This window comes from Novosphingobium rosa NBRC 15208, from assembly GCF_001598555.1.
Classification (GTDB): Bacteria; Pseudomonadota; Alphaproteobacteria; order Sphingomonadales; family Sphingomonadaceae; genus Novosphingobium; species Novosphingobium rosa.
This window is the reverse complement of sequence record NZ_BCZE01000012.1, coordinates 118,212-136,325: the sequence shown is the minus strand read 5'-3', so window position 1 is coordinate 136,325 and position 18,114 is coordinate 118,212. Positions and strand designations below refer to the sequence as shown.

General features: G+C 62.6%; 18 protein-coding genes. 16 read left to right on the top strand and 2 right to left on the bottom strand.

Features of this window, described 5'->3' with window-relative positions:
• Positions 1–432 precede the first annotated feature (432 nt).
• Complete coding sequence (locus SR3_RS06130; protein WP_068082264.1) at positions 433–915, bottom strand: pyridoxamine 5'-phosphate oxidase family protein; 483 nt, start codon at positions 913–915, stop codon at positions 433–435.
• A 187-nt stretch (positions 916–1,102) separates the two neighbouring features.
• On the opposite strand from SR3_RS06130, the gene SR3_RS30450 reads away from it, so the two are divergent.
• The 16 genes from SR3_RS30450 (at position 1,103) to SR3_RS32605 (ending at position 16,522) form a co-directional block, all read left to right on the top strand.
• Positions 1,103–1,417, top strand: a complete 315-nt coding sequence (locus SR3_RS30450) for a hypothetical protein (protein WP_084455028.1) — start codon at positions 1,103–1,105, stop codon at positions 1,415–1,417.
• A gap of 153 nt (positions 1,418–1,570) precedes the next feature.
• On the top strand, positions 1,571–2,683 hold the full coding sequence (locus SR3_RS06125) for an alkene reductase (protein WP_068082261.1): 1,113 nt from the start codon (positions 1,571–1,573) through the stop codon (positions 2,681–2,683).
• A 218-nt stretch (positions 2,684–2,901) separates the two neighbouring features.
• Positions 2,902–3,822, top strand: a complete 921-nt coding sequence (locus SR3_RS06120) for a HEPN domain-containing protein (RefSeq protein WP_068082258.1) — start codon at positions 2,902–2,904, stop codon at positions 3,820–3,822.
• A gap of 163 nt (positions 3,823–3,985) precedes the next feature.
• The gene (locus SR3_RS06115) at positions 3,986–6,007 is read left to right on the top strand and encodes a conjugal transfer protein TraG (protein ID WP_068082254.1); all 2,022 of its coding nucleotides are present in this window, start codon (positions 3,986–3,988) and stop codon (positions 6,005–6,007) included.
• 7 nt (positions 6,008–6,014) lie between these two features.
• On the top strand, positions 6,015–6,419 hold the full coding sequence (locus SR3_RS06110; protein WP_068082252.1) for a CopG family transcriptional regulator: 405 nt from the start codon (positions 6,015–6,017) through the stop codon (positions 6,417–6,419).
• The gene (trbB, locus tag SR3_RS06105) at positions 6,416–7,450 is read left to right on the top strand and encodes a P-type conjugative transfer ATPase TrbB (protein ID WP_218018762.1); all 1,035 of its coding nucleotides are present in this window, start codon (positions 6,416–6,418) and stop codon (positions 7,448–7,450) included. The genes SR3_RS06110 and trbB overlap by 4 nt, the downstream gene beginning before the upstream one ends.
• A complete protein-coding gene (locus tag SR3_RS06100; RefSeq protein WP_068082321.1) occupies positions 7,450–7,794 on the top strand; it encodes a TrbC/VirB2 family protein in 345 nt (114 codons plus the stop codon). The genes trbB and SR3_RS06100 overlap by 1 nt, the downstream gene beginning before the upstream one ends.
• Positions 7,791–8,063 carry a VirB3 family type IV secretion system protein gene (locus SR3_RS06095; protein ID WP_068082246.1) on the top strand — a complete coding sequence of 91 codons (273 nt, stop codon included), beginning with the start codon at positions 7,791–7,793 and terminating at the stop codon, positions 8,061–8,063. The genes SR3_RS06100 and SR3_RS06095 overlap by 4 nt, the downstream gene beginning before the upstream one ends.
• On the top strand, positions 8,057–10,483 hold the full coding sequence (gene trbE / locus SR3_RS06090) for a conjugal transfer protein TrbE (RefSeq protein ID WP_068082243.1): 2,427 nt from the start codon (positions 8,057–8,059) through the stop codon (positions 10,481–10,483). Before SR3_RS06095 ends, trbE begins: the two co-directional genes overlap by 7 nt.
• A 40-nt stretch (positions 10,484–10,523) precedes the next feature.
• Entirely contained in the window at positions 10,524–11,261 is a 738-nt protein-coding gene (gene trbJ, locus SR3_RS06085) for a P-type conjugative transfer protein TrbJ (RefSeq protein WP_068082240.1), read from the top strand.
• Positions 11,262–11,414: 153 nt separating this feature from the next.
• Entirely contained in the window at positions 11,415–12,731 is a 1,317-nt protein-coding gene (gene trbL / locus SR3_RS06080; RefSeq protein WP_068082237.1) for a P-type conjugative transfer protein TrbL, read from the top strand.
• A gap of 4 nt (positions 12,732–12,735) precedes the next feature.
• Entirely contained in the window at positions 12,736–13,569 is an 834-nt protein-coding gene (trbF, locus tag SR3_RS06075) for a conjugal transfer protein TrbF (RefSeq protein WP_068082233.1), read from the top strand.
• The gene (gene trbG, locus SR3_RS06070; protein WP_068082230.1) at positions 13,566–14,555 is read left to right on the top strand and encodes a P-type conjugative transfer protein TrbG; all 990 of its coding nucleotides are present in this window, start codon (positions 13,566–13,568) and stop codon (positions 14,553–14,555) included. The genes trbF and trbG overlap by 4 nt, the downstream gene beginning before the upstream one ends.
• Positions 14,556–14,956: 401 nt before the next feature.
• Positions 14,957–16,045, top strand: a complete 1,089-nt coding sequence (locus tag SR3_RS06065) for a TrbI/VirB10 family protein (RefSeq protein ID WP_281198708.1) — start codon at positions 14,957–14,959, stop codon at positions 16,043–16,045.
• Positions 16,042–16,290: a DUF2274 domain-containing protein gene (locus SR3_RS06060; RefSeq protein ID WP_407668150.1), complete on the top strand. Its 249-nt coding sequence runs from the start codon at positions 16,042–16,044 to the stop codon at positions 16,288–16,290. The genes SR3_RS06065 and SR3_RS06060 overlap by 4 nt, the downstream gene beginning before the upstream one ends.
• On the top strand, positions 16,277–16,522 hold the full coding sequence (locus SR3_RS32605; protein ID WP_084455024.1) for a helix-turn-helix transcriptional regulator: 246 nt from the start codon (positions 16,277–16,279) through the stop codon (positions 16,520–16,522). Before SR3_RS06060 ends, SR3_RS32605 begins: the two co-directional genes overlap by 14 nt.
• Before the next feature lie 54 nt (positions 16,523–16,576).
• Here SR3_RS32605 and SR3_RS06055 read toward each other — a convergent pair whose 3' ends face one another.
• On the bottom strand, positions 16,577–17,968 hold the full coding sequence (locus SR3_RS06055) for a tyrosine-type recombinase/integrase (protein ID WP_084455022.1): 1,392 nt from the start codon (positions 17,966–17,968) through the stop codon (positions 16,577–16,579).
• Positions 17,969–18,114 lie beyond the last annotated feature (146 nt).

Sequence of the window (18,114 nt, the reverse complement as noted above, 5' to 3'; positions counted from 1 at the left end):
CCCTGAATGGCGGCTTATCAGCGGGCGGCGGCCACGCCGAGTCGTTGTATTTGGATCGCGCGTCCTGATTGATGCTGATCTTGAAAGCAGGCATAAGATCGTCCCGACCAGCGACCAGCGGGGGAACTCAATGTTGAAAGTCTTGGCGAGTGCGATATCCGTTGCGGCGATCGGCCTGACTTCGCCCGCTTGGGCTCAGGCCACCACGCGGATGTGCAGTTCCGTTGAGGAGCCGGGGCCAGAGATCACCCCGGACCAGTCCAGCGGTTGACCGGGAGCAAGAAAATCGCAGGGCGACGCCTCGCCGTTCTGCGGTAAAAACCGTTCTCATGCTGGACCGACCGGCGCCCCGACGTGAGGGGCCAGCCGTTCCAACATGAGGGGTGCAAGCGATTTCAGCAACGTCATCCGTTGTAGTTAGCTGCTCAACCGTTAAATGGTCGTATTTGATACGACCGCATGGCTGCCGGATTCCTCGGGCTTTATCTTACCGCCGAACAGCATTTTCAGCTGCCCGATGAGAGAGACATCTGCCTCCCAAAGTTCGGCGTCCGAAATGTCGAAGCGTAGCAAGGCTAGATTGGGATCGGCCTTGCCGCCTGGAAACCAGGCCTCGACCTGCCGCGACCAAAGCTTGTCGATCATCGCCGGATTGTTATCGACGGTCGCAGTGCCGGACAGGCTGGCGAAAAAGTCCTGGCCCTTGGCAACGAAGTTGACCGTGGCATCGCCGCCTTTGGCCAGGCGGTTGTCCTTGCCGATAAAGAACCAGAGCGTATCGACCTGATCCTTGTCCAACTGGGCCGTCAAAGGCTCGGAATGGCTTGAGCCATCATGAAGGCCGACCATGGTGAAGGGCCCGTTCTCGAGCTTTTCCCACAAATGCTCTTTCAGCTTGTGCGTATCAGTCGCCATCGTTCTCTCCTCGGGTTGCCATTCGATAACGCCAGAGATCACCCCATGTTTCGTCGTAAGCTTTGCTGAGGAGGTACTGCGGACCAGAGATTGGCCTGGGCTGTTCTCGCACTTTACCCCGCCGGCTTTCCATCTGGGACCAACGAGGTGAAGTTGCACCTCAGCTTTTCGCACTTACATCGAGCAGATGCTTCGTCCTGTTCCTGCGAAAACCCGTTCGGTTGTGCTCGTCTGCAGCAAATGCTCGAAAAAGCTGGGCGGCGGCTTCGGCAAGAAGGGCAGCAAGCCTCTGGCGAAGGAATTGCGCAAACTTGCTGGTGCCGGGAAAGGGCGAAAGTCAGACCTCCTTGTCCTTGAAACCGCATGCCTGAAGCTTTGTCCAAAAGGCGCGGTTGTGGTGATGGACGCTGCGAAGCCTGAAAGTTGGCTTATCGTCCCGGCGCAAACCGACGTGCAAGTGGTCGCTGAAAAAATCGGGCTGCCAAATACGTCTCGTGAGTAGGGACCTGCCGCTTCGCGAGAGCCAACGATGCTTGCCCTGAAAGTGACTTAGCTGCTCGCTGCCTATTCACGGGTAATCGCAGGTGCGGGACCATTGGGGAGGCTCGCCCGTTTGGAGTTCGCACCTTTCGCTCAAATTGCAGGAAATCACGATATGGCGGACCACGCATCTTCTCCCGTGCTGCAACCCGTAACGATCGGCGAGCTGGCCTTTAAGAACCGTATCGTCATGGCACCTCTCACGCGCAGTCGCTCCAACGATGACGGCGTACCGCCGGCTTTTGCCGCCGACTATTATTCTCAGCGCGCCGGTGCCGGTCTGGTCATCTCCGAAGCAACCAACATTTCGCGCCAGGCGATCGGCTACGCCCTGACGCCGGGCATCTGGAGTGACGAGCAGGTCGAGGCATGGCACGCCATCGTGGATGCCGTTCACCAGAAGGGCGGTCGAATGTTCCTGCAACTCTGGCATACAGGCCGCATCTCTCACCCCGACCTGCAGGGCGGCGCATTGCCGGTCGCGCCGTCGGCGATCAAACCGACGGGACAAGCCTTCACCAAGGACGGTATGAAGGATCATGTGACCCCACGCGCGCTCGAGACCGATGAAATCCCGCTGATCGTCGAAGACTATCGACATGCTGCCGTCAACGCGAAGGCCGCCGGTTTCGACGGCGTCGAGGTCCACTCGGCCAACAATTATCTGCTGGAGCAGTTCGTGCGCGACAGCACCAACAAGCGCACCGACCGTTATGGCGGATCAATCGAGAACCGCCTGCGCTTTCCCCTCGAAGCTATCGACGCTGTGATCAGCGTCTGGGGCGCGGAGCGGGTCGGGGTCCGTCTTTCTCCGGCCACGACGATGCCGGGAGAGACGCCCCTCGATAGCGACGTGATGGAAACCTACGGTGCCTATGTGGACGCGCTGTCGGCGCGCGGGCTCCTCTACATTCACGATATCGAGGGTGTGACCCAGCAGACCCGCGATGTGCCCGACGGCGTGGACTTCTCCGCGCTGCGCAAGCGGTTCTCTGGTGCGTACATCGCCAACAATCAATATACGCTGGAGTTGGCTGAAGAGGTGCTCGCCAAGGGAGATGCAGATTTGTTCAGCATGGGACGCCCATTCATTGCCAATCCCGACCTTGTCGAGCGACTGCGCACCAGTGCTCCTTTGGCCGAGGCACCCAAGCAGTACTGGTATGGGGGTGGCTCAGTCGGCTACTCGGACTGGCCATCGATGCAGTCCACCACAGGGGCGCGCTGAAGCCCATCGGCAGGTAGCAGACAAAGCGCCTTGTGACCTTCCGGATCGGCCGGAGGGTCACCGGATTTGGTAAAATCGTATCTTCTCATTCTTTCTTATGTCGCCTTGTCTCAGCTGACCCGGTCCACTTTTCCCTGATCGAGCAGGACCGTGGCTACCAGCCGCTTATAATGAGCAAGGGGCTTGCCAATGGCATGATTTAGGGTGAGAATCCTACAATGCGTAGCGATATCGACCATCTGCCACCGGTTCAACAGGACGAGCTGGAGCGAACCAAGCAAGTCCTGATGACCGAGTTTGCCAAGGCAATCGACGGCGGAAATCAGCCGTGGCGGAAAAGCGGGCGCATCCTCAAGATCATCCTGTTCGGCAGCTATGCACGCACTGATTGGGTGGATGAGCCGGAAAATGGCTATCAGTCGGATTTCGATCTGCTGATTATCGTCAGCCACCCCAATCTCACTGAAATCGCGGATTACTGGTATATCGCAGAGGACAAGATCCAGCGCGATGAGGCGATTGGCCGCCCGGTGAACATCATCGTGCATACCTTGCAGGAAGTGAACCAGGCTCTCAACCGGGGTGAGTATTTTTGGGTCGATATCGCGCGCGACGGGATCGAACTGTATGATCTGCCCGGAAACGCATTGGCCACTCCAAAGCCGCTAACTGCTGCTGATGCTTACGAGATGGCTTCGAAGTATCTAAAGGACTGGTTGCCCAAAGTCGAGCGTGCGCTGGAAACCGCCGGAGAGCAGATTCAAAAAGGGGTGAATGATCTAGGCTGGCGTAAGGAGGCAGCGTTCTCTCTCCATCAAGCGGCCGAGCGGGCATTTATCTGCTTCCTGCTGGTCCGAACGCTTTATTTCCCTCGGTCACACAATATCAAGTTCCTGCGCTCTCTGGCAGAGGACAATGAACCACGCCTAATCGAGGCATGGCCAAGGAGTGAACGGCTCGACCGCCGGCGCTTTGAATTGCTCAAAAGAGCTTATGTCGAAGCTCGTTATGTCGACAGCTATGAGATCAGCATGGAGGATCTCGAGGCTCTTGCCGAAACCGTCCGTACCCTGAGGGACATTGTAGAGCGGGTTTCACGGGAACGGCTGGAAATCCTCCGCAAGGAAGCAGGGCTTTGATCGAATTTTCCCTGTAACTGGTGGACCTGAACGCAACGGTGAGAGGCCGACGCTGGCGCAATTTGGCGCCATTTGCTCACATCTGCCACGTTCATCGCTAGCAGCCCTTCACCGATCTTGAGCTCAACCTCGCCGCATGGTGCCGGCGAGGGGGAGGCTCACCATGACCCCGACCAAGCTCCTGCTCGGCCAGATCCTTGTTGTGTTCGCGATCGTGATCGCGGGCGTATGGATCGCGACCCAATGGGCCGCCGAGATGCTGGCCTATCAGTCCGAGCTTGGACCGCCGTGGTTCTACCTCCACAATCTGCCCGTCTACCACCCCTGGGCTCTGTTCCCCTGGTGGTATCATTTCGACGCCTACGCCCCGCACGTCTTCTCGAAAGCCGGTATGCTGGCCGGGGCAACTGGCGTTCTTGGGTTTCTGGCGGCGGTTTTCGGCTCGCTCTGGCGGGCCAGGCAGTCCAAGCGCGTCACCACATTCGGCTCGGCGCGCTGGGCGACAGATCGCGATATCCGGCAGGCAGGCCTCTTCGGCGATCACGGCTTCATGCTCGGCAAGCGGGGCGTGGACTATCTGCGTCATGATGGGCCCGAGCATGTCATGGCCTTTGCACCGACCCGGTCGGGCAAAGGCGTGGGTCTGGTCGTTCCGACCTTGCTCACCTGGACCGGCTCCACGGTCGTCCATGACATCAAGGGTGAGAACTGGACGCTAACAGCGGGGTGGCGCGCGATATTCTCGCACTGCCTGCTGTTCAATCCGACCGATCTGGCCTCGGCTCATTACAATCCGCTGCTGGAGGTCCGGCGCGGGCCCAACGAGGTTCGCGACGTCCAGAATATCGCCGATATCCTCGTGGACCCAGAGGGCGCGCTTGAACGCCGCAACCATTGGGAGAAGACCAGCCACTCACTGCTGGTCGGCGCCATCCTCCATATCCTCTATGCCGAGGAAGAGAAGACGCTCTCCCGTGTGGCGACCTTCCTCTCCGATCCGCAGCGCGATTTCGTCACCACCCTCAAGCGGATGATGACCACCAATCATCTGGGCGACGCCGAGCACCCGAAGGTTCACCCGGTCGTCGCCTCGGCTGCCCGTGAAACCCTCAACAAAAGCCCCAATGAGCGATCGGGCGTGCTCTCGACGGCTATGTCGTTCCTGGGCCTCTATCGCGACCCCACGGTGGCCGAGGTCACCTCACGCTGCGACTGGCGTATCGCCGATCTCGTCGAGGCAGAGCGCCCGCTCTCGCTTTATCTGGTCATCCCGCCGTCGGACATCAGCCGCACCAAGCCGCTCATCCGCCTGATCCTCAACCAGATCGGCCGCCGCCTCACGGAGAAGCTTGAGCAACCGGGCGAGGGCGAGCGACGCCACAAGCTGTTGATGATGCTGGATGAGTTTCCCGCACTCGGCCGCCTGGATTTCTTCGAGACCAGCCTCGCCTTTATGGCCGGCTATGGCATCCGGGCCTTCCTGATTTCCCAGAGCCTCAACCAGATCGAGAAGGCCTACGGCGACCACAACTCCATCCTCGACAACTGCCATGTCCGCGTCGCCTTCGCGACCAACGACGACCGGACGGCCAAGCGCCTGTCCGATACGCTGGGCACCACGACCGAACAGCGCGCCATGCGCAACTATGCCGGTCACCGTCTCGCCCCCTGGCTCGCCCATGTCATGGTCAGCCGCCAGGAGACGGCCCGCCAACTGCTGACGCCCGGCGAGGTCATGCAACTGCCACCGCATGAGGAACTGGTGCTGGTCTCAGGCCTAGCGCCGATCCGCGCGGACAAGCTGCGCTATTACCTCGATCCCAATTTCACCGAGCGCGTTCTGCCTGCGCCTCGGCCGCAGCCGGGTCCCTATGCCGACCGCCCCGCCGAGCGGCCGAACCAATGGGTCGGGCTGGTACGCGGCGCCGATGCCCGCCTCGACAACTGGGTCAGCGATGAAGACGAGGAGGAGGGCGGCATGCAGCAACAGCCCCAGTCCGACATGCCAGAGCAGGCTGTGCCTGAACAACCCGAGGCCGAGCCCGCCGAGATCGAGCCACAGACCGAGGACGACAATGTCGGCGCGGACAAGCAGGCTATGGAGCAGGCCCAGCAGTTGAACCCGGTGGCGCGTGGCTATGCTTTCGACGAGAGCAACCGGGACACCCAGGTGCTGGGGATTTGAGGCGGCCATGAACAACCGCCATAACCTCTATCTCGACCAGCAGGTCAGCGATGCGCTTAACGCTTTGGCCAAGGGTGCCAAAGGCAACAAGAGCCGGATCGTCAACGATGCCCTGCGCGACTGGCTGGACCGGCGCGCGACGAAGGAGATCGACGACCTCCTCAAGCCCCGGCTCGATCGCATGTCGCGCGAAATCGCCGGGGCGCGCCGCGATATCGATGTGGTGCTGGAAAGCCTGGCGCTATTCATCCGCTACCAGCTGACCGCCACCGCGCCGCTGCCCGAAGCCGACGCTGCCGGGCGCGCGGTCGGCCGCGATCGCTTTGAGGCTTTCGTGGCTCAGGTGGGCCGGCAGATGGCCAGCAACGCCCGAACCCTCGCGCCCAAAACCAAAGATGGAGGTCGGCCATGAGGGAAGGGCAGACTGACACATCCGCAGAGCGCCGGCGCGCCATGCTGCGCAGCGCGATGGGGGCAGCGATCGCCGATGCCCTGGCCGATCCGCTGGTGGTCGAGATCATGGTCAACCCGGATGGGCGGCTCTGGCTCGACCGGCTGGGTGAGGGGCGCATCGATACCGGGCTCCTGTGTGAGGCGGCCCAGACCGAGCGCATCATCCGGCTGGTCGCCAGCCACGCCAGGGGCGAGGCGCATGCCGATGCGCCGATCATCTCGGCGGAACTGCCGCCGCACGGGGAGGGGGCGGGCGAAAGGTTTGAGGGCCTGTTGCCCCCGGTCACGTGCGCGCCCTGCTTTGCCATCCGCAAGCCAGCCTCCCGCATCTATCGGCTCGCCGACTATGTCCATGACGGGATCATGGATGAGGCGATGGCGCGCACTTTGGCCGAAGCGGTTGGCGGGCGTAGCAACATCCTGGTGGTGGGCGGCACCAGCTCGGGCAAGACCACGCTGGCCAATGCGCTTCTCGCGGAGATGGCCCATCTGGAAGAACGGGTGATCCTGATCGAGGACACGCGCGAGCTGCAATGCGCCGCCCCCGATACGGTGGCGCTCCGCACCCGGATCGCTAGTCGAGATGGCGGTGGCGGTGTCACCATGGCCGATCTGGTGCGTTCCACCCTGCGCCTGCGGCCCGACCGCATCGTGGTCGGCGAGATCCGCGGCGCCGAAGCCCTCGATATGCTGAAGGCCTGGAACACAGGGCATCCCGGCGGGATTGCCACCGTTCACGCCAACAGCGCGGCCTCGGCCCTCCACCGCATCGAGCAGCTGGTTCAGGAAAGCGTGACCACTGTGCCACGCGCGCTGATCGCCGAGGCCATCGACCTCATCATCTTCATCGCCGGTCGCGGCCATGCCCGCCGTGTCGAAACCGTCCTGCGCGTCAACGGGCTGCTGCCCGATGGCGCCTACGACCTCGCCGCTCTCGCGCGAGACAACCCGCCTGAACCCCCACCACACATCGATGGAGATCTATCATGATGAATGTGAAGCCTGTTTTCGCCGTGAGGCTCCGCAGCCCTGTCACGCTTATGGGTGCCGCGGTTGCCCTGTCGCTTGCCCTGGCCAGCGCGGCCTCCGCCTCGGGCACCGGCATGCCCTGGGAAACGCCGCTCAACAACATCCTCGAATCCGTCCAGGGGCCGGTGGCGAAGATCATCGCTGTGATCGTCATCATCACCACTGGCCTGAGCCTAGCCTTCGGTGAGACGGCGGGCGGCTTCCGGCGCCTGATCCAGATCGTCTTCGGCCTCTCGATCGCCTTTGCCGCGTCGAGCTTCTTCCTCTCCTTCTTCAGCTTCGGCGGTGGAGCCCTCGTCGCGTGAACGACAATGGCTCCTCGCTCGAAGGGTTCGAGGCACCGATCCATCGGTCGCTCACCGAGCCCATCCTGATGGGAGGAGCCCCGCGCGGTCTGGCCATCGTCAACGGGACGTTGGCCGCCGCGTTGGGGCTGGGCCTCCAGCAATGGATCGCGGGGCTGGTCGCCTGGGCGATCGGGCACACGCTCGCGGTCTTCGCCGCCCGCCGCGATCCCGAATTCGCGCCGGTGCTGATGCGCCACCTGCGCCAGAGAGGATATTTCACATGCTGAATTTGCGTGAATATCGCAGCCGGGCCGACCGGCTGGCCGACCATCTGCCCTGGGCCGCGCTGGTTGCGCCGGGCATCGTGCTCAACAAGGATGGCAGTTTCCAGAAGACCCTGCGGTTTCGGGGGCCGGATCTGGAATCGGCGACGCAGGCTGAACTGCTCTCGATCACCGCGCGGGCTAACAATGTGCTGCGGCGGTTCGGCTCAGGCTGGGCCCTCCATATCGAGGCACAGCGCCGCGAGGCGCTGTCCTATCCGGCGAGCAGCTTCCCCGATGCGGCTTCCTGGCTGGTCGATGAGGAGCGCCGCGGCGAGTTTGAGGCCGAAGGCAATCATTTCGAGAGCCGGACATATCTGACGCTGACCTTTCTGCCAGCGCCGGATCAGACCGAGCGGGCAGGGCAGGCTCTGCTTGAGCGGCCCGATGAAGTGGTCGGGCGCGACTGGCGGCAGGCGCTAGCGCTCTTCGAGGTTGAATGCCGCCGCGTCCTCGATCTGCTGGGCGGCTTTATGCCCGAAATCGCCCCGCTCGATGATGAGGAGACGCTGACCTATTTGCACGGGACGATTTCGACCCGGTCGCACCGCATCGCCGTGCCCGAGGTGCCGATGTATCTCGACGGACTGCTGGTCGATACGTCGCTCACCGGCGGTCTGGAACCCATGCTGGGCGCGCAGCATCTGCGCAGTATCACAATCCTGGGCTTTCCCGGCACCAGCCAACCCGGCATGCTGGACGCGCTCAACCATCAGGATTTCACCTATCGCTGGGTCACGCGCTTTATCGCGCTGGACAAGACCGAGGCGACCAAGGCGCTGACGAAGCTGCGGCGCCAGTGGTTCAACAAGCGCAAGTCGGTCACCGCCATGCTGCGCGAGGTGATGTACAATCAGCCGGTCCAGCTGATGGACAGCGATGCCGACAACAAGATGGTCGATGCCGATCTGGCGCTCCAGGCGCTGGGCGGTGACCATGTCGCCTTCGGCCATCTCACCACCACCATCACCGTGATGGATGCCGACCGCAAGCGGGTCGATGACAAGGTCCGCGCCGTCGAGCGTGTGGTCAATGGCCTGGGCTTCACCTGCATCCGCGAAACGCTCAATGCGGTGGAGGCCTGGCTCTCCAGCCTGCCGGGGCAGGTCTATGCCAATGTCCGGCAGCCGCTGGTTCATACGCTGAACCTTGCCCATCTGATGCCGCTGTCTTCGGTCTGGGCGGGGCCGGCGCGCAATGACCACCTCAATGGCCCTGCGTTGCTGCAGGCGCGGACCAGCGGATCGACGCCCTTCCGCCTGTCCACCCATGTTGGCGATGTCGGGCATATGATGATCGCCGGGCCGACGGGTGCCGGCAAGTCGGTGCTGCTCGGCCTCATTGCGCTCCAATTCCGGCGCTACCCCGACAGCCAGATCTATATCTTCGATAAGGGGCTCTCGGCGCGCGCCGCCGTGCTGGCCTGTGGTGGCGCGCATCATGCACTTGGGCTGGGCGGGGGCGAGGAGGGGACTATCGCCTTCCAACCCCTGCGCCATATCACCCGGGCGGAGGAGCGGGCATGGGCCGCCGAATGGATCGGCGCGCTGCTGGCCCATGAAAAGGTGCTGGTCACGCCCGAGGTCAAGGAGATGGTGTGGTCGGCGCTGACCAGTCTCGCCAGCGCGCCGCCAGCCGAGCGGACCATGACTGGGCTGACCATGCTGTTGCAGTCGACGGTGCTCCGGTCGGCGCTCTCGCCCTACACGCTCGACGGGCCCTTTGGCGCCTTGCTCGACGCGGCGCGCGACGACCTCGCTCTCTCCGACTTCCAGTGTTTCGAGACCGAGGCATTGATGGGGCAGGCGGGTGTGATCGCGCCCGTGCTGACCTATCTCTTCCACCGGCTCGAAGCCCGCTTCACCGGTCGACCGACCCTGCTTGTTCTTGATGAAGCATGGGTGTTCCTCGATCACCCGCTGTTTGCGGCGCGCATCCGCGAATGGCTCAAGGTGCTGCGCAAGAAAAATGTCTCGGTGGTCTTCGCCACCCAGAGCCTGGCCGATATCGCCCAGAGCACCATCGCCCCGGCGATCATCGAGAGCTGCCCGCAGCGCATCCTCCTGCCCAACGACCGGGCCATCGAGCCTCAGAGCCGGGCGAGCTATGAGCGCTTCGGGCTCAACAGCCGCCAGATCGAGCTGATCAGCCGGGCCAGCCCGAAGCGGCATTATTATCTGCAGTCCTCGCGCGGCAACCGGCTGTTCGAGCTGGGCCTGGGCCCCGTCACGCTGGCGCTGGTCGGCTCGGCCGATCCGGAGATCCAGCGGCTGATCGACCGGCTGCTCGCCGATCCTGTGTGCCGCGATTTCGCCGCAGCATTCCTGGCCGAACGCGGCCTGCCCTGGGCGGCGGCGCTTCTGGAGAAGCATCCGACCGCTTGAAACCTCATCTCCACCCCCGCAATGCTGAAGGAGAAGTCTCATGTTTTCTGCTTCCTCTCGCCCGCGCCATCGCCTTGGTGCCGCATTGGCCCTTGCCGCAACCTCCATGCTGATCGCCAGCCCCGCTCACGCGCAATTTGTGAGCACGGTTTTCGATCCCTCCAACTACAGCCAGAACATCCTGACCGCCGCCCGCACGTTGCAGCAGATCAACAACCAGATCACCATGCTGCAAAATCAGGCACAGAGCCTGATCAATCAGGCCAAGAACCTCACCACCGTCGCCTTTCCAGAGCTTTCGGCGATCAGTCAGACCATCAATCAGGTCAACCAGTTGATGGGGCAGGCCCAGAGCATCGAGTTCAAGGTCGCCAATCTCGACAGCCAGTTCAAGACGCTCTTCCCGAGCCGCTTCAATCAGGCCCTGACCGCCAGCCAGCAGGTGGCCGCCGCACGCTCGCGCATGAGTAGCCAGATGTCGGCCTTCCAGCAGACCATGACGGTTCAGGCGCAGATCACCGAGAATATCGCCACCGACACGAGCAATCTGGCGAGCCTCTCCAATCGCAGCCAGAGCGCGCAGGGCTCGCTTCAGGCCACCCAGGCAACCAACCAGCTCCTCGCGCTGATCGCGAAGCAGCAGCTGCAGATCCAGAGCATGATGGCCGCCCAGTACCGTGCCGAGGCGCTGTACCAGGCCGGGCAAACGCAGTCTGCGTCCGACGGGCAGGACGCCACCACCAAATTCCTCGGTTCCGGTACGGCCTATAATCCCTGAGGCCCAGCCGACGGGCAGCCGCGTTCATGGTGGCGCTGCTGTCGAACCTGCCGCGGGGTCTGGATTCCCGCGCCTCCTTCAGACCTCGCGGCCTTTTTCGGACAGGTCCTTGTCCGGATGGAGACTGCCGCTTCCTTGCTCAGGATAAGGCCCATGGAAAACCTCAACATCATCGATGATTTTCTGAGCACCTTCTCAACCTATCTCGACAGCGGCTTTGGTCTGCTGGGCGGTGACGTCCATGCACTCAGCACCATCCTGATCGGGATCGATGTGACGCTGGCCGGCCTGTTCTGGACGCTGGGCGGCGAGGACGATGTGCTCGCCAAATTCATCCGCAAGATCCTCTATATCGGCGCCTTCGCCTACATCATCGGCAATTACGCGGCGCTTTCGACGATCATTTTCAAAAGCTTCTCGCAGGCCGGGATCACCGCCGCAGGTGGCAGTATCACGGCAGATCAGCTCCTCAAGCCAGGGCGCCTCGCCGGCACCGGTTTCACGGCGGCATGGCCCCTGCTGGTGCAGGCCAGCAAGTCCCTGGGCATCGCCAACTTCTTTCAGAACTTCCTGACGATAGCTGTGCTGCTTACCGCCTGGATCATCGTCATCATCTCCTTCTTCATCCTCGCGGTGCAGCTCTTCATCACCATCCTGGAGTTCAAGCTTACGGGGCTGGCCGGCTTTATCCTGGTGCCCTTTGCGCTGTGGAACCGGACCGATTTCCTGGCCGAGCGCGTGCTGGGCAATGTGGTGACCTCGGGCATCAAGGTGATGGTGCTCGCTGTCATCGTTGGCATCGGATCGACCTATTTCAGCCAGTTCACAGCCGCCCTGCAGGGCAAGGAGCCCGATATCGGGCAGGCCATGAGCCTCGTCCTGGCCAGCCTCGCTCTGCTGGGCCTTGGTATTTTCGGCCCGACGATCGCCAGCGGGCTGGTCGCCGGTGCTCCGCAGCTGGGTGCAGGTTCGGTGGCCGCAACCGGTGCGCTGGTCGCGGGCGGCGCTGCGGTCGTTGCCAGTGGCGGCGCTGCTGCCGCAGGCGCAATCGGTGGGGCTGGCCTCGGCGCCATTCGTGCGGGTTCATCGATGGGGTCCGCTGCCTTCAAGGCCTATCGCGGTGGTCAGGCTGATGCCGGCGCCAGCACCGTCAGCGCGGGGCTGGCTGGTGTCTACAATGCTGCTCGCGGCAAAATGGCCGACGGGGCCGCGAAAAGCGGTGAGGGCGCGCCCCACGCCGACGCCGAGAAGCCTGCCGGACAGACTGCCGCCGCGCCCAACGGCAGTTCCGCCAAATCTCCCGCCCCCAACACGAGCGAGGGTTCAGCCGACACCCCGCCGCCCTGGGCCCGCAAAATTCAAGCCCAACAAGATGCCCGTCATCGCCAGCAGATGATCACCCACACCGTGCAGTCGGGAGACCAGGGCGGTGCTGGCGCCAATCCCGACATCGACGAAAAGGAGGATTGATCTCATGCATTTCAAACGCGCGGTCCAACGTTATGGACAGACACCTTCGCCCGAGACGCCCTATCAGCGCGCGGGCCAGCTCTGGGATGAAAGGATCGGCACAGCCCGGGTCCAGGCGGCCAACTGGCGCTTGATGGCTTTCGGCACACTGGCGCTCGCGACGGGGCTCGCCGTGGCTCTGGTCTGGCAGTCGCTTCAGAGCCGGGTGGTGCCCTATGTCGTCGAGGTCGATCATCTGGGCGAGGCGCGTGCTGTCACGCCCGCCGAGGCGGCCTATCAACCGACCGATCCCCAAATCGCCTGGTTCCTGTCTCGGTTTATCAAGGATGTGCGTTCGCGTTCCCTCGATCCGGTGCTGATGCGGGGCGACTGGCTTCAGGCCTATGATTTCGTGTCGCCGCGTGGCGCCCTGTTCCTGGGTGAGTATGCGCGGGGCAACGATCCTTTCGTGCAGGCCGGAGAGAAGACGATCTCGGTGGAGGTGACGAGCGTGGTGCGCGCCTCCGACCGCTCGTTTCAAGTGAAGTGGACCGAGACGGCCTATGATCGCGGGAGCCTGATAGGCAGCACGCGCTGGACCGCAATGCTGTCGATCAATCTCAAACCCCCGAAAAGCGCTGACATCCTGCGCAGGAACCCGCTCGGGCTTTACGTCGACGCAATCGACTGGAGCCGGGAGTTGGAGAGCGCGGCTGATCATCCCGGCACTTCCGCTGTCACCTCCGGGACCGTCACCCCCACGGCCGTTGCCGTGGCGCCGCAGCCCTCCTTGCCTCCCGCCAATCCGATGCCCGACGCGGGCGCGGCCTTTTCCCCTCAGTCGGAGAACCACCCATGAGTGCTCTGTCATTCTTGACCAGTCTGCTCGCCGCAGCCGCCGCAGCGGCCGCTCCCGTCACTCCTCCGGCGCAGAAGGCAGCGCCGGTTCAGACCGCGGCACCGGCAGCGCCGTCTACCGGGAAGCCTGCCGCCACACCGACGATCAAGCCGATGGCCGTCATGCCGGTTCGGCCGAAGCACCGGTGGCATAAGAGGACGCACCTCTCGCCGGTTGAACTCAGCGTGCGGGCGGCAACCCTTGAGGCGACGCAAAACCCCCAGCCGCTGGGTTTCGTCAATGCGATGCAGGTCTACACCTGGGGGGAGGGCGTGATCTATCACCTTCTTGCCGCACCGGGCCGGGTCAGCGATCTCATCCTGCAGCCCGGCGAAGTGATCACCTCGATCGCGGCAGGCGATACCGCGCGCTGGACCATTGGCGATACCAGTAGCGGCAGCGGTGAAGCCAAGCGGGTCCATGTGTTGGTGAAGCCCTTCTCTGCCGGGCTCTCGACCAATCTGGTCATCGCGACCGATCGGCGGACCTATCATCTGCAGCTCTCCAGCACCGTCGGCACGGCGATGTCAGGTATTTCGTGGAGCTACCCGGCGGACGAGCTGCTGGCAGTCAAGCGCAAGGAGGCCGAGGCCCAGGCCGTCAAGCCAATTGCGGCAGGTCTCGATGTCCAAAGCCTGACCTTCTCCTACACCATCAGCGGCGACACGCCGGCATGGCGGCCGCTGCGGGCCTTCGATGATGGACGCCAGACCTTTATCGAGTTCCCGCCCAGCATTGCGGTCGGCGAGGCGCCGCCGCTCTTCGTGCTTGGCGACAAAGGGGCTGCGGAGCTGGTCAATTACCGCATGTCCGGGCGCTACTATGTCGTGGATCGGCTCTTCAGCGCGGCTGAACTCCGGCTCGGTGGCAAACAGCAGGTGGTGGTTCGTATCACCCGGGGCCTGACGGGCGAGAAGGATCGGCACGGCGATCGGAGGGCGTCATGAGCAAGACCCCGGCTCCCATCCCCCCAGAAGAAGCGGCGTCGCCGGAGGTGCAAGCAACCTCGCCGGTTACCGCAGAGGCTGCTCCGGCTCCCGCCCCTGCGTCCACTCCCACGGCCAAGCCTACGCCTACACCTACACCCGAGCCTGTGGGGGCAGCCCGGGCTGCGTCCGCACCGACAGCTGCGCCTGTGCCGGCGCCTGCACCCGCACCGGCAGCCTCAGCGGAAGTCACGCCAGCGCCTGAACCCGAACCCGCCCCCGCGCCCAAACCTGCTCCCACACCCAAACCACCTGTCGATCCCGAGACTCTTGTGCTGCGCGGACGCCCGCGCGGGGCGGTTCGCTTCCGGCGAGAGGTCATCGTCGGTTTGGTGGTGGCAGCGGTGATAGGGCTCGTGGGGGTGACCTGGCTGGCCCTGAGCCCCTCGCTTCCGCATATCAATGTCGCTGCCAGCGATGATACTGCCGTAAAGCCAAATGGCGAGGTGCTGGCCAACGCGCCCAAGACCTACGGCGAATTCCGCAAACTTGGCCCGCCACTGCCGGGGGATCTGGGGCCGGCCATCCTTGCCCACCAGCAGGGAAGCACCACGGTAGCGATATCGTCCTCACCCTCGCAGCCCGACCAAGCGCTGGCCGCCCAGCGCCAGCGACAGAGCGAAGAAGTAAGGGCTGCGCGCGAGTCAGGCGTCATGGTGCAGAGTGTCGGTGGCGATAAGGCGGGGCAGATTAATGCCGTTGGCACGTCGGCGCCAGCAGCAGCGGTGAGTGCCGATCCCGCATCAGCCTCACCCCCGGCGCGGATGGCTCTCGATCCGGATCATGATCCGGGTCAGCAGCAGCGCAAAGCTGATTTCGTGGCCAACGTCGATAAAAAAGGGGACATCAATCCCCATACTTTGAGCGAACCGACATCTCCCTACACGCTGAGCGCCGGCACCGTTATCGCTGCCAGCCTGATCACCGGCATCAACTCCGATCTACCTGGCATGGTGAGCGCTCAGGTGACCCAGAACGCCTATGACACGGCCACCGGACGCTACCTTCTCTTGCCCCAAGGTTCGCGACTGATCGGCAGCTACGACAGCGTGGTTGCTTATGGTCAGAAGCGCGCCTTACTGGTCTGGCAGCGGATCATTCTGCCCGACGGGTCATCGGTGCGTATCGACAATGTGCCGGCTTCCGATGCCTCGGGCTATGCCGGGCTCGCCGACAAGGTCGACTTCCACAGCTGGCAACTGATCAAGGGGGTGGTGCTCTCCAGCTTGCTGGGCGTCGGCACTCAACTGAGCTTTGGCAGCAATGAGAGCGACCTCCTTCGGGCCATTCGTGAATCGACGCAGCAAAGCGCCGGGCGTGCCGGCGATCAGATCGTGACCCGAGCGCTCAATGTGCAGCCGACCATCACTGTTCGGCCGGGCTGGCCGCTTCGCGTGGTGGTTCACAAGGATATCGTGATGCGGCCCTGGGGCCAGCAAGGGAGGCCATGATGGTGGAGTTGAAGCTGGGCAAACTGCCCGAACGCGTTCCCGTCAAGCTGACGATCAGCGTGCTGCCTGATCTCAATCGCCGGTTGCTCGATTATGCCGCAGCATATGCAGACGCCTACGGCCAGGAAGAGCCTCTGATGGATCTGATCCCGGCAATGCTGGCGGCATTCCTCGACGGAGACCGGGCTTTTGCCAAATCTCAGGGCGGTAAGGGCCAGACCGGGGCGCGTGATGCGCGACCATGAGGGTCATGACCCTCCGTTTGAGGAGCCGCCGGACAGGCTGTTACGGATTTCGGAAGTTTCGCGTCGAGTAGGTCTATGCAAATCAATGATTTACAGGCTTATTTCGAAGGAGAGATTTCCGAAACCACACAAAGTGTCGCCGGGAGCAGCGCGATGGAGCGAGCAGGCGGTGGTGGCATGGATTGCTGATATTCGGGACGGATTTGAAGGAAAACGGCGAAATTTCTGGTAGCTAATCCTGGACGAGGGGCACTGGCCGCCATGCCAGTGCCCCTTTCAAACGGCCTTATGAAGCTCGCCGCGCCCTCTTCGACGGGCGGGGAACGATCTGCGTATTCCGTGGCTTTGCAAGCTCGGGAAACGAAGCCTTCTTCGGAAGGGGAACGGGGATCCGGCGCCACGTGCATGCACCTGACTCCTCCCGTGCCGGCGCAATGAGCAAGGTGCCGGGAGGAGGCAGATCCTTGGTCAACATATCCGCCCAAATCGCCGCTATCTCGCGCCTTCTCTTCATATAGCGTGCGCGGTTGTAAGCTCCTTCGACCTTGTTCGCCGGAACATGCGCCAGCATGAGATCGATGATCGCCCGATCCCCCTTTTGCCCATATTCCTGGGCCCATTCATTCATGATCGTCGAAAATGCCGCTCGAAATCCATGTGGCACGTGGTGGCCATGATATCCGGCGCGGTTGAGAAGATAGCCGATAGTGTTCTCGCTCATTGGCTTATGCGCGTTTCGGGTACTAGGGAAAACCAGTAATCCACCACCCGAGAGTGGCCAGACGGCGCGCAGGACCATGACACTTTGCGGCACCAAGGGGACAAGATGATCGCCGCCTACCTCCTCCTTTCGATCAAGGGAGCCTTTCATGCGTGAGGCAGGGATACGCCACAAAGGCTCCGCACCGTTCAGGTCCTCAAACTCCTCCCAGCGGGCGCCCCGCAACTCATTTGGCCTAACAGCAGTGAGGGCAAGGAGCCGCAAGGCCAGCCGGGTGATCGGCCTGGCATAGTCAGATTCCGCGTCATCGATCATAGTGCTCAGCTGCTTTATGTCGGTGATCGCGGGCTGCCGGCGTTTTCTGAGTGGCTTGAGTATCGCTCCAAGCTTCTCAGCCGGATCCCTCACCGCCACGCCGTTGGCGATGGCATAGATAAACACCATTGAGATTCGCTGTCGGACACGCTTGGCAGTCTCGATCGCCCCACGTGCCTCGATGGAACGCAAGACCTCAAGGACAGCTGGCGAGGTCAATTGGGCGATCGGCAAATTTCCGATCATCGGGAAAACATCCCGTTCCAGACTGCGCATGACGTCCAGAGCATGCTTGCGAGCCCACTGACCATTGAGTTCCGCATGCCACTCACGAGCGACACGTTCAAAAGTGCATCGCCCATTTTTCAGATTGGCTTCAATATTCAGCCTTTTTTCCACCACCGGGTCCTTGCCCTGACCCAGGAGGAGTCGTGCCTCGTCTCTGCTTGCCCGGGCAGCAAGGAGAGAGAAGAGCGGATAGCCACCGATCCCCATCGTCCTTTGCTTGCCGTCGTAAGTGTAGTTCCACTTCCAGATTTTGGATCCGCTGGGGGTAACCAGTAAATAGAGACTGCTACCGTCAGTTAGCTTGTATGATTTGGCGGCCGGCTTGGCCGCACGGATTTTAGCGTCGTTCAACATTGGCGTCTCCGCAACCACGTTTTTCGAACGCCGAGACCACGAAATCCACCATGCGTGCTTGTAGACGCGTGTAGACCGTTGTGGATTGCTCAACCCGACAAGCATCAGAATTTAAGGGAAAAACGTCAACCTGAGTGGACGCCTGT

Excerpts from the sequence above, each read along its gene's own strand:
- SR3_RS06130 (WP_068082264.1), bottom strand. The coding sequence starts at position 915 with ATGGCGACTGATACGCACAAGCTGAAAGAGCATTTGTGGGAAAAGCTC.
- SR3_RS30450 (WP_084455028.1), top strand. The coding sequence starts at position 1,103 with ATGCTTCGTCCTGTTCCTGCGAAAACCCGTTCGGTTGTGCTCGTCTGC.
- SR3_RS06125 (WP_068082261.1), top strand. The coding sequence starts at position 1,571 with ATGGCGGACCACGCATCTTCTCCCGTGCTGCAACCCGTAACGATCGGC.
- SR3_RS06120 (WP_068082258.1), top strand. The coding sequence starts at position 2,902 with ATGCGTAGCGATATCGACCATCTGCCACCGGTTCAACAGGACGAGCTG.
- SR3_RS06115 (WP_068082254.1), top strand. The coding sequence starts at position 3,986 with ATGACCCCGACCAAGCTCCTGCTCGGCCAGATCCTTGTTGTGTTCGCG.
- SR3_RS06110 (WP_068082252.1), top strand. The coding sequence starts at position 6,015 with ATGAACAACCGCCATAACCTCTATCTCGACCAGCAGGTCAGCGATGCG.
- trbB (WP_218018762.1), top strand. The coding sequence starts at position 6,416 with ATGAGGGAAGGGCAGACTGACACATCCGCAGAGCGCCGGCGCGCCATG.
- SR3_RS06100 (WP_068082321.1), top strand. The coding sequence starts at position 7,450 with ATGAATGTGAAGCCTGTTTTCGCCGTGAGGCTCCGCAGCCCTGTCACG.
- trbE (WP_068082243.1), top strand. The coding sequence starts at position 8,057 with ATGCTGAATTTGCGTGAATATCGCAGCCGGGCCGACCGGCTGGCCGAC.
- trbJ (WP_068082240.1), top strand. The coding sequence starts at position 10,524 with ATGTTTTCTGCTTCCTCTCGCCCGCGCCATCGCCTTGGTGCCGCATTG.
- trbL (WP_068082237.1), top strand. The coding sequence starts at position 11,415 with ATGGAAAACCTCAACATCATCGATGATTTTCTGAGCACCTTCTCAACC.
- trbF (WP_068082233.1), top strand. The coding sequence starts at position 12,736 with ATGCATTTCAAACGCGCGGTCCAACGTTATGGACAGACACCTTCGCCC.
- trbG (WP_068082230.1), top strand. The coding sequence starts at position 13,566 with ATGAGTGCTCTGTCATTCTTGACCAGTCTGCTCGCCGCAGCCGCCGCA.
- SR3_RS06060 (WP_407668150.1), top strand. The coding sequence starts at position 16,042 with ATGATGGTGGAGTTGAAGCTGGGCAAACTGCCCGAACGCGTTCCCGTC.
- SR3_RS32605 (WP_084455024.1), top strand. The coding sequence starts at position 16,277 with ATGCGCGACCATGAGGGTCATGACCCTCCGTTTGAGGAGCCGCCGGAC.
- SR3_RS06055 (WP_084455022.1), bottom strand. The coding sequence starts at position 17,968 with ATGTTGAACGACGCTAAAATCCGTGCGGCCAAGCCGGCCGCCAAATCA.